Genomic DNA, 13,747 nt, shown 5'->3' with positions numbered 1-13,747 from the left:
CGGGACGCAAGACCGCAGGCAACCGAACACCTGCGGGACATCCGTCCCACGAACGGGTGGTCCCGGCGCAACGGGTGGATACCCGCCGTACCGGACCAGTAACTTAGGGCGGCCTAAGACCCGGTGCCCGTGCACCCAACTCCCGTTGAAGAAGAGCCCCTTGATGCCAGTCGCCCCTGCCGGCACCGCCCTTGCAGGCGGCACCGACGGCCCCCGCGCGCTCCGCCCCCTCCTTGACATCGTCCTCGACGCCCTCACCACCGGCGCCCAGGACCGCTCCGGCCCCCTCCCGCCCGGCGGCCCCGACGCCGTCGCGCGCACCGTCCGCGACGCCTGCCTCCCCCTCCTCCCCGAGCAGGGCGCCGGCCCGCACGCCGCCCTGCGCACCCTCGTCCACACCCTCGCCGCCGGTGCCGCCGACCCCGCGGACCCGCACTGCGCCGCGCACCTGCACTGCCCCCCGCTGGCCCTGGCCACCGCCGCCGACCTCGCCGCCGGCGCCCTCAACCCCTCGATGGACTCCTGGGACCAGGCCCCCGCCGCCTCCGAACTCGAAGTCCTCACCGCCCGCGCGCTCGCCGGCCTCGTCTACCCCGCGGCCACCGCACCCGACGCCCTGGTCACCACCGGCGGCACCGAATCCAACCAACTCGCCGTCCTCCTGGCCCGCGAGGCACCCCGCCCCCCGCACCCCACCGACCCCCTACGGATCGTCTGCGGCGCCAACGCCCACCACAGCATCCACCGCGCCGCCTGGCTCCTCGGGCTCCCCGAACCCGTCACCCTCCCCACCCCCGACGGCACCCTCGACCCCGCCACCGTCCACACCTGCCTCGCCGAACTCACCGGACGCACCGGGCCGATCCTCCTCACCGCCACCGCCGGCACCACCGACGCCGGCACCATCGACCCCCTCCCGGCCCTCGCCGACCTCGCCGACCAGCACGGCGCCCGCTTCCACGTCGACGCCTCCTACGGCGGCCCGCTCCTCTTCAGCGACACCCACCGCAGCGCCCTCACCGGCCTCACCCGCGCCCACACCGTCACCCTCGACCTGCACAAACTCGGCTGGCAACCCGTCGCAGCGGGCCTCCTCGCGGTCCCCGCCCCGGCCACCCTCACCCCCCTCGCCCACCAGGCCGACTACCTCAACGCCGACGACGACACCGAAGCCGGCCTCCCCGACCTCCTCGGTCGCTCGCTGCGCACCACCCGCCGCCCCGACATCCTCAAGATCGCCGTCACCCTCAAGGCCCTGGGCCGCCAGGGCCTCGGCGACCTCGTCGACCGCACCCTGGCCGCCGCCCGCACCTTCGCCGACCTCGTCGACGCCCACCCCCGCTACGAACTCCACTCCCAGCCCACCCTCACCACCGTCCTCTTCCGCCCCATCGGAGCCGACGACACCGCCCTCGCCGCCATCCGCCGCTCCCTGCTCATCGAAGGCCACGCCGTCCTCGGCCGCGCGACCACCCCCACCGGCCTCTGGCTCAAAGCCACCCTCCTCAACCCCCACACCCAACCCGGAGACCTCACCCACCTCCTCAAGCTCGTGGAAGGCCACACCCCGCGATGAACACCCCACCGCACACCGAGCCCGGCACCGCCACCGACACCCCCGGCCCCGACGAACCCCTCGACCTCGTCGGCATCGGCATCGGCCCGTTCAACCTCTCCCTCGCCGCCCTCGCCCACCCGCTGACCGAGCTCCGCACCGCCTTCTACGACCAGCACCCCGCCTTCCACTGGCACCCCGGCCTCCTGATCGACGGCGCCACCCTTCAAGTCCCCTTCCTCGCCGACCTCGTCACCCTCGCCGACCCCGCCAGCCCCTGGACCTTCCTCAACTACCTCAAGACCCGCGAACGCCTCTTCCCCTTCTACTTCGCCGAGCGCTTCCACATCCACCGCGCCGAATACGACGCCTACTGCCGATGGGTCAGCGAGAACCTCCCCTCCCTCCACTTCGGCCACCACATCGACGCCGTCCGCTGGAACCACGAACGCAGCCTCTTCGAAGTCGACTTCACCCAACTCGACGCCGACGGCGAGGCCGAAGCCCTCGGCCGCACCTACGCCCGCAACCTCGTCCTCGGCATCGGCACCGCCCCCCACATCCCCGTCCCGCTGCGCCCGCTCGCCGAGGCCCCCACCGTCCCCGTCATCCACGCCGCCGACTACCTCGACCACCGCGACCGGCTCCTCGCCGCCGACCACCTCACCGTCATCGGCGCCGGCCAGTCAGGCGCGGAGATCTTCCTCGACCAACTGCGCGCCCGCCCCGCCGGCCGCGAGAACCTCCACTGGCTCGCCCGCACCCCGGCCTTCGCGCCCATGGAGTACAGCAAGCTCGGCCTGGAGCACTTCACCCCCGACTACACCCGCTACTTCCACGCCCTGCCCGAACGCGTCCGCGACGAGCTCCTCCCGGCCCAATGGCAGCTCTACAAGGGCATCGACCACGACACCCTCGCCGCCCTCCACGACGAGCTCTACCGCCGCACCCTCGACGGCGGCTGGCCCAACGCCGTCCTCACCCCCGGAGTCCAGGTCCGCACCGCCGGCCGGGTCGGCACCACCAAGGTCGAGCTCCACCTCGAACACGCCCAACAGGGCAGCCGCTCCCGCCTCACCACCGACGCCGTCGTCCTCGCCACCGGCTACCGCGAACGCCGCCTCGACACCCTGCTCGCCGCCCTCGACCCCTACCTCCGCCGCGACGCCTCCGAACGCCCCCGCGTCGACGAGCACCACCGCCTCGTCCTCGACCCCGCCATCACCGGCTCCCTCTACGTCCAAAACGCCGAACGCCACACCCACGGCGTCGGCACCCCCGACCTCGGCCTCGCCGCCTGGCGCAGCGCCACCATCCTCAACTCCCTCACCAACACACCCACTTACTCCCTCCCCACCCGCACCTCCTTCACCACCTTCGGCCTCAGCCACCCCCCGACCCGCCGCACCGGCACCGTCCCCCGCCAGGGCTCCACGCTCGTCCCCCGCCACTGAACGCCACCGCCCCTCCCACCCCGGGACCGGGGGAGAGGGGCGGCCCACCGGCACCGCGGCGCACGGCCCGCGGACCGCGCGCACACCGGCCACGGGCCTAGAACACCGGCACCCCGTCCCGCGTCAGCCTCCACTCCACCGAAGCGAACGCCGCCGGATCGATCACCCCGCTCGCCTCCACCCACGCGATGATCAGATTCCGGATCTCCTCCGACGTCGACCACACCTGCTCGGCCGACGCCACGTGCGGGAAGCCGCCACCCCCACTCGCCCGGTAGTTGTTCACCGCCAACACGAACCGCGCCGCATCCGCCACCGGCTTCCCGTCGAACGTCAGCTTCCCGATCCGCTGACCCGCCGGCTTCGCGATGTCGATCTCGTACCCGACCCCGCGCACCGCGTCGTAGTTGTAGTCCGGCGTCCCGTCCGCATTGGTGATCCGCGCCGGATCCACCGGACCGCCCGGCGCAGTCCGCACGTAGTACCGCGCCGAGAACTCCAGGTACTCGCGCAACTGCTTCCCCGTCAGCACCCGTGCCTCCAGGGTGTTGTCGAACGGATACAGCGCCGCCATCGACCGGATCGACACCTCCCCCGCCGGCACGTTCGCCGTCCGCGAGAAGCACGACGCCTGCGACACCACCGGCAGCCCCGCGTGCGCCGACCCGGCGAGCGCCTTGCGCACCGCCTCCGCCTGCACGAACGCGATGAAGTCCAGCACCGGCGCGTCCTTCACCGGCGCCTCGGCCGCCGACATCGCGACCGTCGACTTCCCGATCACCCGGTTCACGTACGTCACGACCTTGGCGTGCGCCGACCGCAGCATCTGCGTGATCCGCGGATCCTCCACCACCGCGTTGGTGTTGAGCACCTTCGACGCCACCGACGCCACCGCCCACCGCCCCCGACGCCACTCCACCTCCACGTCGAAGCACGTCAGCCGCTGCCCCCACTTCAACGGCTCCGACAGCACCACCTCCCGGCCCGTCGCCTTGTTCACCACCCGCCGCTCCGGGATCTCCACATGCGCGTGCCCCACCAGGATCGCGTCGATCCCCGGCACCTGCTCCGCCACCAACACCGCCGCGTTCTCCACGTACGGCAACTGATCCCCGTACGACGACGTGCCGCTGGTCCCCGAATGCGCCGCCACCACCACCACGTCGGCACCCATCGACCGCAGCTTGGGCACCCACTTCGCGGCCTGCTCCACCAGCCCAGGAAACGCCAGCTTCCCCTGCACGTTCGCCTTGTCCCAGATCGCGATGCCCGGATTCGTCAGACCCAGCACCGCCACCCGCACGTCCCGGCCGCGCGCCGTCCGCATCCGCTTGATCACATACGGCCGGAACGCCGGCCGCAGCGTCTTCGCATCCACCGCATTCGCCCCCAACAGCGGAAAGCGGCAACTCTCCTCGAACTTCCGCAACACCGGAATCCCGTAATTGAATTCGTGATTCCCCAGCGCCGCCGCGTCGTAGCCGATCGCATTCATCGCCCGCGCCATCGGATGCACCGGACCGCGCGGACCCGTGATCGGATCCACCTTCGCGTAGTAGTACGCCAACTGCGTGCCCTGGATGGTGTCGCCCGCGTCGATCAGCAGGGTGTTCTCCCGCCCCTTCGCGCGGCGGACGTCGTGCACCAGCGTGGAGATCTTCGCCAGGCCGACGTCGTTGTGGTCCTTGTCGTCGAACTCCGCGTCGGTGGCGTAGTCCCAGTTGAAGACGTTCCCGTGCAGATCCGTCGTCCCCATCACCGTGAACGCGTAGCGGTCCCGCCCGCGGCCCGGACCGTTCGCACCGCCCCCGCCGGCCGTCCCGACCGGCGCCGCGGCGGCAGCCGGCGCGCCCGCCCCCGCGAGCACCACCCCCGCCCCCGCCACCACGGAACCACCCAGGAACTTCCTCCGGTCGAACGTCATCGCAACTCCCAGAAAGAACACGGTGCCTGACAGCCCGCGGTGCACGCCCGGCACCGCACGGCAAGCCCGGACGCAACGACCCGGGCAACGCGCGTAGATTCTGGCGCAGCCGCCCCCGGCGCAACACCCCCCACAGGTTGCGATCCGATGACCAACCGCACCCCGCCCCCACTGTGCAACCCTGCAACTCCAGACCCCCACCCCCGCACCAGAAGGGCACCCACCCCCATGACCGACGACTTCACCACCCCCACCACCCCCACCAGCCCCACCAGCCCCACCAGCCCCTCCAATCCGGCCCTGCCCTACGGCACCCCCGACGCTCCCCGTCTCGCCGTCCGCGGCGAAGCCCGCCTCGAAGTCGACCCCGAAACCGCCCGCATCACCGTCACCGTCACCGCCCGCGGCACCGACCGCAAAACCGCCCTCACCGACCTCACCCGCCGCAACGAACACGCCCTCACCCTCATCAAGAGCTACGGCGACGCCGTCGAGAAGCTGGAAACCGGCAGCTTCACCCTCACCCCCCAACTCACCGACAAGGGCCGCCACGAACGCATCCGCGCCTACCAGGGCCGCGTCACCGTCACCGCCACCCTCAACGACTTCACCGCCCTCGGCGAACTCGCCACCCGCCTCGCCGACCTCGAACTCACCCGCGTCGACGGCCCCTGGTGGGCCCTCCGCCCTGACTCGCCCGCCCACCGCAGCGCCCGCACCCAGGCCGTCCACGAAGCCGTCCAACGCGCCCGCGAATACGCCGAAGCCCTCGGCGCCCACCTCGACGCCGTCCTCGAAATCGCCGACCTCGGCGCCGAAGGCCACCCTCAGCAACAGGGCTACGGCTTCGCAGCCCCCGGCGGCGCCCGCAGCGCCGGCCACGACGCCAGCCCCGTCCTCGACCTCGAACCCCAGCGCCAGACCGTCTACGCCAGCGTCAACGCACGCTTCACCATGACCCGTCCCGCACTGTGAGACCACTGCGCGCGAAGCCGTAATTCTGCTCATCGGAGCGGCTGAGCGCCCATTCCATTACTTGTCAACAGCCTTTCACCAAGCGGTCGTTGAGCAGTCATGTCCCCACAGTTCCCTACCGCCGGGTAAGTCATAGGGTCGAAACATGCGCCGAGCAAAGATCGTCTGCACACTAGGACCCGCCACCGACTCGTACGAGCAGATCAAAGCCCTCGTCGACGCCGGAATGGACATCGCCCGCTTCAACCTCAGCCACGGCACCTACGCCGACCACGAAGCGCGGTTCGACCGGGTCCGCAAAGCATCCGAAGAATCCCACCGCAGCGTCGGAATCCTCGCCGACCTTCAAGGCCCGAAGATCCGCCTGGGCCGATTCCGCGAAGGTCCCGTACTCCTTGAACGCGACGACGTCTTCACCATCACCGTCGAGGACGGCATCGAGGGCGACCGGCACACCTGCGGCACCACCTACCCCGGCCTCGCCGGTGACGTCACCCCCGGCGAGCGGATCCTCGTCGACGACGGCAAGGTCACCCTCGAAGTGACCGCCGTCGAAGGACCCCGCGTCCACACCAAGGTCATCGAAGGCGGCATGGTCTCCGACCACAAGGGGCTCAACCTCCCCGGCGTGGCCGTCTCCGTCCCCGCCCTCTCGGAGAAGGACCAGGACGACCTCCGCTGGGCCCTGCGCTACGGCGCCGACGTCATCGCCCTCTCCTTCGTCCGCAGCGGCCGCGACATCCAGGACGTCCACCGCATCATGCGCGAGGAGAACCGCTTCCTCCCCGTCATCGCGAAGGTCGAGAAGCCCCAGGCCGTCGAGAACGTCGACGACATCGTCGCCGCCTTCGACGGCATCATGGTCGCCCGCGGCGACCTCGGCGTCGAAATGCCCCTGGAAACGGTCCCGATCGTCCAGAAGCGCGCCGTCAAACTCGCCCGACGCAACGCCAAGCCGGTCATCGTCGCCACCCAGATGCTCGACTCGATGATCGACAACTCCCGCCCCACGAGGGCCGAGGCGAGCGACGTGGCCAACGCGATCATCGACGGCACCGACGCCGTGATGCTCTCCGGCGAGACCAGCGTCGGCAAGTACCCCACCGAGACGGTCCGCACCATGAGCCGCATCGTCGAGGCCGCCGAGGAGGACATCCTCGCCAAGGGGCTCCCGCCGCTGACCGAACGCAGCAAGCCGCGTACCCAGGGCGGCGCCGTCGCCCGCGCCGCCGCCGAGATGGGTGACTTCCTCGGCGCGAAGTTCCTCGTCGCCTTCACCCAGTCCGGCGACACCGTCCGCCGCCTCTCCCGCTACCGCTCGCCCATCCCCCTCCTCGCCTTCACCCCCGACCCCGCCACCCGCTCCCAGCTCAACCTCACCTGGGGCGTGGAGACCTTCCTCGGCCCCACCGTCAACTCCACCGACGAGATGGTCGCCCAGGTCGACGAGCAGCTGCTGAAGATCGGGCGCTGCGAGAAGGGCGACGTCGTCATCATCACCGCCGGCTCCCCGCCCGGCGTCCCGGGCTCCACCAACCTCGTCCGCGTCCACCACATCGGCGAGGACGACATCCACCCGCCGCGGTAACCGTCCCGCCGCACACACCGCACCACCGCACCACGAAGAGCTGGGCCGAGGTACCTGACTGCCGTCCCTGTCAGTACTTCGGCCCGATGTGTTGGTCCATGAGGGCCACGGAATCGCGCTTGGCGACGGAGACGGTCTTCGCCGCGCGGGACTGACGGGTGTGCTTCCAGGCGACTCCGGTCCTGTCCAGGGCGTCGGTGTAGAGCCGCAATATGTCGGTGGACGTATTGGTGAAGAAGTACCTCGGGTACGCGTAGCGTTTGCGCTCGCCGCCGACCGTCCGCGTCGTCCAGTTGGTGATGCGGCATCCGTCGGAGTGGACGAGCCCTCGGATGAACTCCCAGGGATGGTCGTGAACGATCCCCTGCTGCCACCCTTCGAGGGCGATCGGCCGCTCGTGCTTCTTGCCGGGGCCGTGCTGAGGAAACATGCACGGTAAGTGCTTGGAGTAGATCTTCACGTTGTGGCAGCCCTGCTTGCGCACCCGGCACACCGAGTTGTCCGGGAAGACCGTCCGCATGGCGGTCTCGCAGTCGTCCATGAGGCCGGGCCAGTTGTCGTCGCACGTGATCATGAGGCTCGGCACGCGGTGCCCCGAGTAACGGATGATGTGGCCGTCGCCGAGGTAGAGCGCCAGGAGGTAGGAGTAGGCCGCTTCGTCGACCTCGCGGCCGTCACAGCGAGGGCACGGCGGGTCATGGCGCCCTGGGCACTCGCCGCGTTTGGCGCGATCCATGTGTCGCCAGTAGCCGATGGTGCCGAGAGGGACGTCCAGAGCGCGGGCGACGTCTGCGTTGCTCGCCCCCGCGCGGAGCCTGGCGACTGCCTGCTGACGTACGTGTGTGTCGTGAATTCGCATACCGTCACTGTGCGTGACAGGATGTGCGGAAGAAATGATTCAGGGAGAACTTCACGAGAAGGTGAAATTCCGCTTGATCTGTGAGTGCCGGGTGCGGGATTCGAACCCGCAAGCCCTTTCGGGCAGATGTGTTTGAGACATCCGTGTATGCCATTCCACCAACCCGGCCGGCGGCACGAGACACCATACCGTGTGAGTGACGGCGGCCGCCTCTAGGTAGGCTGCAAGGGCACCACCTGCCTGGAACGAGGAGTCCCCTTGAGCGCCGCCGAGCCCCAGCAGCCCGTCGCCGATGACGACCAGTCGCACGTCCCGCCGCTGACCACGCGCGTCGTGATCGCCGAGGACGAGGCGCTGATCCGCCTCGACCTCAAGGAGATGCTGGAGGAAGAGGGCTACTCCGTCGTCGGTGAGGCCGGAGACGGTCAGACGGCCGTGGAACTGGCCCGGGAGCACCGCCCCGATCTGGTGATCCTGGACGTGAAGATGCCGGTCCTGGACGGCATCTCGGCGGCCGAGAAGATCGCCGAGGAGAGCATCGCGCCGGTCCTGATGCTGACCGCCTTCTCGCAGCGCGAGCTGGTGGAGCGGGCCCGGGACGCGGGCGCCATGGCGTACCTGGTCAAGCCGTTCAGCAAGAGCGATGTCGTGCCGGCCATCGAGATGGCGGTGTCGCGGTTCACGGAGCTGCGGGCGCTGGAGAAGGAGGTCGTCGACCTCACCCAGCGGCTGGAGACGCGGAAGCTGGTTGACCGGGCGAAGAGCATCCTCCAGACCCAGTACGGGCTGACGGAGCCGGCCGCGTTCCGGTGGATCCAGAAGACGTCGATGGACCGCCGGCTGTCGATGCACCAGGTGGCCGAGGCGGTCATCCAGGACGCGGCGGAGCGCCAGCAGTCCAAGGAGCAGTCCAAGGAGCAGCCGAAGGAGCAGGACAAGGGCGAGTAGGCCCGGTTCGGTTCGTCGGTCGCCGGCGGTGTCCTCAGGGACGCCGCCGGCGATTTCGCGTGTGCGGGGTGGTCGCGGGTGCGGGCCGGCGGCGTTCAGTCCTCGCCGAGGTAGGTCTTGCGGACGGAGGCGTCGCCCAGGAGGCGGGCGCCGGTTCCGGAGAGGGCGATGCGGCCGGTTTCCATGACGTGGGCCTCGTCGGCGAGGGAGAGCGCGGCGTGGGCGTTCTGTTCGACGAGGAGGATGGTGGTGCCCTGGTCGCGGAGCGCGCGGATGGTGTCCGTGATGGTGCGCATCATGATCGGTGAGAGGCCCATGGAGGGCTCGTCGAGCATGAGGAGCTTGGGGCGGGACATCAGGGCGCGGCCCATGGCGAGCATCTGTTGTTCGCCGCCGGAGAGGGTGCCGGCGGGTTGGCGGCGGCGTTCGCCGAGGACGGGGAAGAGGTCGTAGACGCGTTGCACGTCGGTGGCGATGCCGGCGGTGTCGGTGCGCAGGAAGGCGCCGAGTTGGAGGTTCTCGGCGATGGTGAGGCGGGGGAAGAGGCGGCGGCCTTCGGGGGAGTGGGCGAGGCCGCGTTGGACGATCTTGTGGGCGGGGACGTCGTCGAGTGGGCGTCCGTCGAAGGTGATCTTTCCGGTGTGCGGGGTGAGCAGGCCGGAGAGGGTGCGCAGGGTGGTGGTCTTGCCGGCGCCGTTGGTGCCGATGAGGGTGACGACCTGGCCGGCATGGACGGTGAAGGAGATGCCCTTGACGGCTTCGATCTTGCCGTAGGCGACGTGCAGGTCCTCGACTTCGAGCAGCGGGGTCATGGGGCGTCTCCGGTGGCGTCTCCGGTGGTGTCGGGGGTGAGGTCGGTGGGTGGGGTGTCCGTGGTGCCCAGGTAGGCGGCGATGACGCGGGTGTCGGCCTGGACGGTGCGGGGGGTGCCTTCGGTGAGTTTGCGGCCCTGGACGAGGACGGCGACCCGGTCGCAGAGGCCGAAGATGAACCGCATGTCGTGTTCGATGACGAGGACGGCGGTGCCGCGGTCGCGGATGGCGTGGACGAGTTCCTGGGTGGCGCGGGTCTCCTGGGGGTTCATGCCGGCGGTGGGTTCGTCGAGGAGGAGGAGTCCGGGTTCGCTGGCGAGGGCGCGGGCGATTTCGAGCTTGCGCTGTTCGCCGTAGGGGAGGTTGCGGGCCAGGTGGTCGCGTTTGGCGGCGAGCCCGGTGAAGTCGAGGAGTTCCATGGCGCGTTGGGTGCTGTGGTGTTCGGCGCGGGTGAAGGCGGGGGTGCGCAGGAGTGCGGACCAGAGTCCTTCCCGGGTGCGGGTGTGGCGTCCTACGAGGACGTTTTCCAGGACGGTCATGTTGGCGAAGAGGCGGATGTTCTGGAAGGTGCGGGCGATGCCGGCTTGGGTGACGAGGTGGGGTTTGCGGGAGAGGCGGGTGCCTCGGTAGCTGACGGTGCCGTCGGTGGGGGTGTAGAGCCCGGTGAGGCAGTTGAAGAAGGTGGTTTTTCCGGCGCCGTTGGGGCCGATGAGGCCGACGATTTCGCCGGTGCGGACGGTGAGGTCGACGTCGCGGACGGCGGTGAGGCCGCCGAAGCGCATGGTGACGTCGGTGGCGCGGAGGAGGGTGTCGGCGGCGGGGTCCGGGGTGGGGGCGGTGGTGGGTGTGGTCATGGGGTCACGCCTTTGCCTGGGGGGTGCCGAGGGTGCCGGTGGGGTCGGTGAGGCCGTCCCGGGCGGCGTCCGTGGGTGCCCCCGTGGCGCGGGGTGGGTCGGTGTCGTGGAATTCGAGGCGCTTGCGGCGGTCGGGGACGAGTCCTTCGGGGCGGTAGCGCATGAGGAGGACGAGGGCGATGCCGAAGAGGAGGAGTTGGTAGTCCTGGAGGAAGTCGAGTTTGGCGGGGATGAGGAAGAGCAGGGCGGCGCCGACGAGCGGGCCGCTGAGGGTGCCCATGCCGCCGAGGATGACGGCGGCGAGGAGGAAGGCGGAGTTGGGGGGTTGGGGGCCGGCGAACTGGAATTGTTCGGGGGTGGCGGTGGTTACTACGTGTGCATGGACGGTTCCGGCGAGTCCGGCGAGGGCGGCGCCGAGGGCGAAGGCGAGGAGGCGGAGGCGGAAGCTGTTGATGCCCATGGCGACGGCCGCGGTCTCGTCCTCGCGGATGGCGATCCAGGCGCGGCCGATGCGGGAGGCGGCGGCGCGTCGGAAGACGAGGACGACGAAGGCCGTGACGAGGATCATCAGCAGGTAGTAGTTGCCGTAGGGGGCGAGGGGGAGGCCGAGGAGGTGGTGGGGTTCGCCGAAGTTGAAGCCGAGGATCTCCAGGTTGGGGATGTTCGGGATGCCCATGGCGCCGTTGGTGATGTCGGGGCCGGTGGTGCCGTTGAGGTTGAGCATGGCGATGCGGAAGATCTCGCCGAAGCCGAGGGTGACGATGGCGAGGTAGTCGCCGCGCAGGCGCAGGGTGGGCGCGCCGATGAGGACGCCGAAGACGAGTGAGGCGGCGGCGCCGGTGAGCAGGGCGGCCCAGAAGGGGAAGTGCAGGCCGAGGGCGGATTCGGGGGAGCCGGAGACGAGGGCGGCCGCGTAGGCGCCGACGCCGAGGAAGGCGACGTAGCCGAGGTCGAGGAGTCCGGCGAGTCCGACGACGACGTTGAGGCCCAGGGCGACGGTGGCGAAGATCAGGATGTTGGCGCCGATGAGGGTGTACTGGTCGGTGTCCTGGGTGAACGGGAAGAGCGCGGCGGCGAGGAAGGCCGCGCCGAGGGCGGTCCCGCGGTGCCGGTGGGCGAGCGCGGTGAGCCGGGCGAGGAGTCCGGCGCGGTGGAGGGCGGGGACGGCGAGGGCGACGAGCAGGAGGTAGCCGATGAAGGGGGCGCCGTCGTCGGTGTCGATGCCGTAGGTGAAGGCGAGCAGGGCGGTGGCGGTGGCGCCGGCGAGGGCCAGGTGCTCGCCCCAGGCGGGCAGGGGGCGTTCGGGCGGTCTGAGGGGGCCGGGGGTGAGGGCGGCGGTCAGGCGGTGTCGGAGGTTGGCGGGGGGTGGACCGGTGGGGTGGTCGGGGGGCAGGGCGAGGGCGCCGAGGAGGGTGACGAGGGCGGTGGCGCCGGCGAGGTAGCCGCCGGGTTCGAGGTTGACCAGGCCGCCGAGTTGGAAGGCGATGGCGGTGAGGGTGAAGGCGGTGGCGGCGGAGGTGGCGAGGGCGGCGAGCAGTACGGGGGCGGTGCGGCCGGCGGGGGTGAGCCAGCGCAGGCCGGGGAGGCCGTGGGCGGAGGCGGCGAGGAGCAGGGTGAGGAGGGCGCCGGTGAGGGTGACGAGTTGGAGGCCGGCGGGCGAGCCGTAGGAGGTCAGGTCGCCGGGGAAGTCGTGGGTCCAGGTCCAGGGGAGGCCGGTGGTGGCGGCGGTGGCGAGGGCGCCGGTCGCGGTGGTGAGGCGGGCGGTGCGGGCGGGCAGGGGGAGGAGGCCCCGGGGGGCGGCGTTGGGGAGGGTGGTCATCGGTATCACGCCCGATCCGCGACGCGTTCGCCCAGGAGGCCCTGGGGCCGCAGGAGGAGTACGAGGATGAGGAGGACGAAGGCCCAGACGTCTTTCCAGGCGCCGCCGCCGAACTGCGCCATGCCGGGGAGGTGTTCGACGTAGGCGGTGGCGAGGGATTCGGCGATGCCGAGGACGAGGCCGCCGAGCATGGCGCCGTAGATGTTGCCGATGCCTCCGAGGACGGCGGCGGTGAAGGCTTTGAGGCCCATGATGAAGCCCATGCGGAACTGCACTTCGCCGGTGCGCAGTCCGTAGGCGACGGCGGCGACGCCGGCGAAGGCGGCGCCGATTGCGAAGGCGAGGACGATGATGCGGTCGGTGTTGATGCCCATGAGGCGGGCGGTGTCGGGGTCTTGGGCGGTCGCCTGCATGGCGCGGCCGGTGCGGGTGCGGGCGACGTAGAGGCCGAGGGCGGTCATGCACAGGGGGGCGGCGATGAGGACGAAGAGGTCGCCGCGCTGGACGGTGGCGCCGAGGAGGTCGAGGGCGTGGCCCTTGAACTGCGGGAAGACGCGGGCTTGTTTGCCGTCGGGGTACCACTTCCAGACGGCTTGTTGCAGGGCGATGGACAGGCCGATGGCGGTGATGAGGGGGGCGAGGCGGGGGGCGCGGCGGAGCGGGCGGTAGGCGAATCGTTCCGCCGCGACGGCGATGAGGACGGACACCGCGACGCCGCCGAGGAGCATGGCGGGCAGGGCGAGGGTGAGGGCGGTGCCGGTGGGGAGGGCGAGGTAGACGGTGAGGGAGCCGAATCCGCCGACCATGAAGATCTCGCCGTGGGCGAAGTTGATGAGCTGGACGATGCCGTAGACCATCGTGTACCCGATCGCGATGAGGCCGTACATCGCGCCGAGGATGAGTCCGTTGGCCAGCTGTTGCGGCAGTTCGGTCACCGCAGGGCCTCCGTGGGGTGGGAA

Annotated in this window: 11 protein-coding genes and 1 tRNA gene; 5 read left to right on the top strand and 7 right to left on the bottom strand. The window is 70.7% G+C overall.

The window, feature by feature from the left end:
* The first annotated feature begins 163 nt into the window (after positions 1 to 163).
* Together ACJ6WD_RS18465 and ACJ6WD_RS18460 are read left to right on the top strand one after the other, a co-directional pair.
* The gene (locus ACJ6WD_RS18465; RefSeq protein ID WP_233658172.1) at positions 164 to 1,576 is read left to right on the top strand and encodes an aminotransferase class V-fold PLP-dependent enzyme; all 1,413 of its coding nucleotides are present in this window, start codon (positions 164 to 166) and stop codon (positions 1,574 to 1,576) included.
* The gene (locus ACJ6WD_RS18460) at positions 1,573 to 3,009 is read left to right on the top strand and encodes a lysine N(6)-hydroxylase/L-ornithine N(5)-oxygenase family protein (protein WP_233658173.1); all 1,437 of its coding nucleotides are present in this window, start codon (positions 1,573 to 1,575) and stop codon (positions 3,007 to 3,009) included. Before ACJ6WD_RS18465 ends, ACJ6WD_RS18460 begins: the two co-directional genes overlap by 4 nt.
* Positions 3,010 to 3,106: 97 nt before the next feature.
* Here the strand turns inward: ACJ6WD_RS18460 and ACJ6WD_RS18455 are convergent, their stop codons facing one another.
* A complete protein-coding gene (locus tag ACJ6WD_RS18455; RefSeq protein WP_407616201.1) occupies positions 3,107 to 4,933 on the bottom strand; it encodes a bifunctional metallophosphatase/5'-nucleotidase in 1,827 nt (608 codons plus the stop codon).
* 228 nt (positions 4,934 to 5,161) lie between these two features.
* Here ACJ6WD_RS18455 and ACJ6WD_RS18450 point away from each other — a divergent pair, with 228 nt between their 5' ends.
* Positions 5,162 to 5,908 (top strand): SIMPL domain-containing protein, encoded by a 747-nt coding sequence (locus ACJ6WD_RS18450; protein ID WP_407616200.1) that lies wholly within the window; start codon positions 5,162 to 5,164, stop codon positions 5,906 to 5,908.
* Between the two features lie 145 nt (positions 5,909 to 6,053).
* On the top strand, positions 6,054 to 7,496 hold the full coding sequence (gene pyk / locus ACJ6WD_RS18445) for a pyruvate kinase (protein ID WP_233658175.1): 1,443 nt from the start codon (positions 6,054 to 6,056) through the stop codon (positions 7,494 to 7,496).
* 70 nt (positions 7,497 to 7,566) lie between these two features.
* Here pyk and ACJ6WD_RS18440 read toward each other — a convergent pair whose 3' ends face one another.
* Both ACJ6WD_RS18440 and ACJ6WD_RS18435 read right to left on the bottom strand, forming a co-directional pair.
* Positions 7,567 to 8,355, bottom strand: a complete 789-nt coding sequence (locus tag ACJ6WD_RS18440; RefSeq protein WP_407616199.1) for a helix-turn-helix domain-containing protein — start codon at positions 8,353 to 8,355, stop codon at positions 7,567 to 7,569.
* An 85-nt stretch (positions 8,356 to 8,440) separates the two neighbouring features.
* Positions 8,441 to 8,523, bottom strand: a tRNA-Leu gene (locus ACJ6WD_RS18435).
* Positions 8,524 to 8,613: 90 nt separating this feature from the next.
* Between ACJ6WD_RS18435 and ACJ6WD_RS18430 the strand changes: the two genes are divergently transcribed.
* Entirely contained in the window at positions 8,614 to 9,303 is a 690-nt protein-coding gene (locus tag ACJ6WD_RS18430) for an ANTAR domain-containing response regulator (protein ID WP_376554435.1), read from the top strand.
* A gap of 95 nt (positions 9,304 to 9,398) precedes the next feature.
* Here the strand turns inward: ACJ6WD_RS18430 and ACJ6WD_RS18425 are convergent, their stop codons facing one another.
* The 4 genes from ACJ6WD_RS18425 to ACJ6WD_RS18410 are packed head-to-tail and all read right to left on the bottom strand — an operon-like array spanning position 9,399 to position 13,723.
* The gene (locus tag ACJ6WD_RS18425) at positions 9,399 to 10,115 is read right to left on the bottom strand and encodes an ABC transporter ATP-binding protein (protein WP_233658177.1); all 717 of its coding nucleotides are present in this window, start codon (positions 10,113 to 10,115) and stop codon (positions 9,399 to 9,401) included.
* Entirely contained in the window at positions 10,112 to 10,969 is an 858-nt protein-coding gene (locus tag ACJ6WD_RS18420) for an ABC transporter ATP-binding protein (RefSeq protein WP_376441758.1), read from the bottom strand. The genes ACJ6WD_RS18425 and ACJ6WD_RS18420 overlap by 4 nt, the downstream gene beginning before the upstream one ends.
* Before the next feature lie 4 nt (positions 10,970 to 10,973).
* A complete protein-coding gene (locus ACJ6WD_RS18415; protein ID WP_407616198.1) occupies positions 10,974 to 12,788 on the bottom strand; it encodes a branched-chain amino acid ABC transporter permease in 1,815 nt (604 codons plus the stop codon).
* Between the two features lie 5 nt (positions 12,789 to 12,793).
* Positions 12,794 to 13,723 (bottom strand): branched-chain amino acid ABC transporter permease, encoded by a 930-nt coding sequence (locus ACJ6WD_RS18410; RefSeq protein ID WP_376441752.1) that lies wholly within the window; start codon positions 13,721 to 13,723, stop codon positions 12,794 to 12,796.
* Between the last annotated feature and the right edge of the window lie 24 nt (positions 13,724 to 13,747).

Origin of the sequence: Streptomyces sp. VTCC 41912, from assembly GCF_045799175.1 — a bacterium.
Lineage (GTDB): Bacteria > Actinomycetota > Actinomycetes > Streptomycetales > Streptomycetaceae > Streptomyces > Streptomyces albulus_C.
This window is presented reverse-complemented; position numbering and strand designations above follow the sequence as displayed.

Bases quoted from the DNA above. Each gene is read 5' to 3' on its own strand.
- ACJ6WD_RS18455 (WP_407616201.1), bottom strand. From the start codon at position 4,933: ATGACGTTCGACCGGAGGAAGTTCCTGGGTGGTTCCGTGGTGGCGGGG.
- ACJ6WD_RS18460 (WP_233658173.1), top strand. From the start codon at position 1,573: ATGAACACCCCACCGCACACCGAGCCCGGCACCGCCACCGACACCCCC.
- ACJ6WD_RS18415 (WP_407616198.1), bottom strand. From the start codon at position 12,788: ATGACCACCCTCCCCAACGCCGCCCCCCGGGGCCTCCTCCCCCTGCCC.
- ACJ6WD_RS18450 (WP_407616200.1), top strand. From the start codon at position 5,162: ATGACCGACGACTTCACCACCCCCACCACCCCCACCAGCCCCACCAGC.
- ACJ6WD_RS18440 (WP_407616199.1), bottom strand. From the start codon at position 8,355: ATGCGAATTCACGACACACACGTACGTCAGCAGGCAGTCGCCAGGCTC.
- ACJ6WD_RS18425 (WP_233658177.1), bottom strand. From the start codon at position 10,115: ATGACCCCGCTGCTCGAAGTCGAGGACCTGCACGTCGCCTACGGCAAG.
- ACJ6WD_RS18465 (WP_233658172.1), top strand. From the start codon at position 164: ATGCCAGTCGCCCCTGCCGGCACCGCCCTTGCAGGCGGCACCGACGGC.
- ACJ6WD_RS18420 (WP_376441758.1), bottom strand. From the start codon at position 10,969: ATGACCACACCCACCACCGCCCCCACCCCGGACCCCGCCGCCGACACC.
- pyk (WP_233658175.1), top strand. From the start codon at position 6,054: ATGCGCCGAGCAAAGATCGTCTGCACACTAGGACCCGCCACCGACTCG.